Source organism: Achromobacter sp., assembly GCF_057314935.1.
In genome coordinates this window covers 1-1941 of sequence record NZ_DBHKZA010000191.1, presented here as the reverse complement: position 1 = coordinate 1941, position 1941 = coordinate 1, and the positions used below count along the sequence as shown (strand labels likewise).

Genomic DNA, 1941 nt, shown 5'->3' with positions numbered 1-1941 from the left:
CCGCTACACCGCGCGCGGCAACCTGGTGGGCGTGATCACCAACGGCACCGCGGTGCTGGGCCTGGGCAACATCGGCGCGCTGGCCTCCAAGCCGGTCATGGAAGGCAAGGCGGTGCTGTTCAAGAAGTTTGCCGGCCTGGATGTCTTCGACATCGAAATCAACGAAACCGACCCGGACAAGCTGGTCGAGATCATCGCCGGCCTGGAAGCCACCTTCGGCGGCATCAACCTGGAAGACATCAAGGCCCCGGAATGCTTCACCGTCGAGCGCAAGCTCCGTGAACGCATGAAGATCCCCGTCTTCCATGACGACCAGCACGGCACCGCGATCTGCGTGTCGGCGGCGTTCATCAACGGCCTGAAGGTCGTGGGCAAGGACATCGACAAGGTCAAGGTCGTGACTTCCGGCGCTGGCGCTGCCGCGCTGGCCTGCCTGGACCTGATGGTGGACCTGGGCCTGCCGCTGGAAAACATCTGGGTGACGGACATCGAAGGCGTGGTCTTCGAAGGCCGCACCGTGCTGATGGACCCGGACAAGGCGCGCTTTGCGCAAAAGACCGACGCCCGCAAGCTGGCCGAAGTGATCCAGGACGCCGACGTGTTCCTGGGCCTGTCGGCGGGCGGCGTGCTCAAGCCCGAAATGGTCGCCACGATGGGTCCGCGCCCGCTGATCCTGGCGCTGGCCAACCCCACGCCGGAAATCCTGCCTGAACTGGCGCATTCGGTGCGCGACGACGTGGTCATGGCCACGGGCCGTTCGGATTACCCGAACCAGGTCAACAACGTGCTGTGCTTCCCGTACATCTTCCGCGGCGCGCTGGATGTGGGCGCCACCACCATCACGCGCGAAATGGAAAAGGCGGCGGTCTACGCCATTGCCCAACTGGCGCAGGAAGAGCAGAACGAAGTCGTGGCCGCGGCCTACGGCACGTTCGATATTTCGTTCGGCCCCGACTACCTGATCCCCAAGCCGTTCGATCCGCGCCTGATCGTGCGCATCGCGCCGGCGGTGGCCAAGGCGGCGATGGAGGGCGGCGTGGCGACGCGTCCGCTGGCCGATCTTGAAGCCTACGAAGAGCAGCTGCAGCAGTTCGTGTACCACTCGGGCGCATTCATGAAGCCGCTGTTCTCGGCAGCCAAGCGCATCGTGCGCGAAGGCGGCCCGGCCCGCATCGTGTTCGCGGAAGGCGAGGACGAACGCGTGCTGCGCGCCGTGCAAGTGGTGGTGGACGAAGGCCTGGCCCGCCCCATCCTGGTGGGACGTCCTTCGGTGCTGCTGACCCGCATCGAAAAGCTGGGCCTGCGCTTGCGCCTGGGCGAAGACGTCGAAGTCACCAATCCGGAATACGACGAACGCTTCCACCAGTACTGGACGACGTACTGGGAACGCATGTGCCGCCGCGGCATCACCAAGGAAATGGCGCGCGTGGAAATGCGCCGCCGCATGACCTTGATCGGTGCGATGATGGTGCACCTGGGCGACGCCGACGGCATGGTCTGCGGGTCGGTGGGCGCCTATCACGACCACCTGCGTTTCGTGGACGAGGTGATCGGCCGCCGTCCGGGCCACAACGTGTACGCCGCCATGAACATCCTGCTGCTCAACGAGCGCACGGTGGTGCTGGTGGACACGCACGTGAACGACGAGCCCACGGCAGAGCAGATCGCCGAATTCACGGTGATGGCGGCGCAGGAAATGGCCCGCATGAACCTGGCGCCGAAGGTGGCGCTGCTGTCGCGGTCGAACTTCGGATCGGGCAGCTCGGCTTCGGGCGCCAAGATGCGCCGCGCCCTGGAAATCGTGCGCGAACAGGCGCCCGAGCTTGAGGTCGACGGCGAAATGCACGGCGACTGCGCGCTGGATGAAGCGTTGCGCATGCGCATCCTGCCGTCGTCCACCTTGAAGGGCGAAGCGAACCTGCTGGTGTGCCCGAACGTGGA

At 65.5% G+C, this 1941-nt stretch carries 1 protein-coding gene; it reads left to right on the top strand.

Annotated elements, in window-relative coordinates; genetic code table 11:
- A partial coding sequence (locus ACO6D5_RS30015; protein ID WP_485827424.1) for an NADP-dependent malic enzyme occupies positions 1 to 1941 on the top strand: 1941 nt, incomplete at both ends.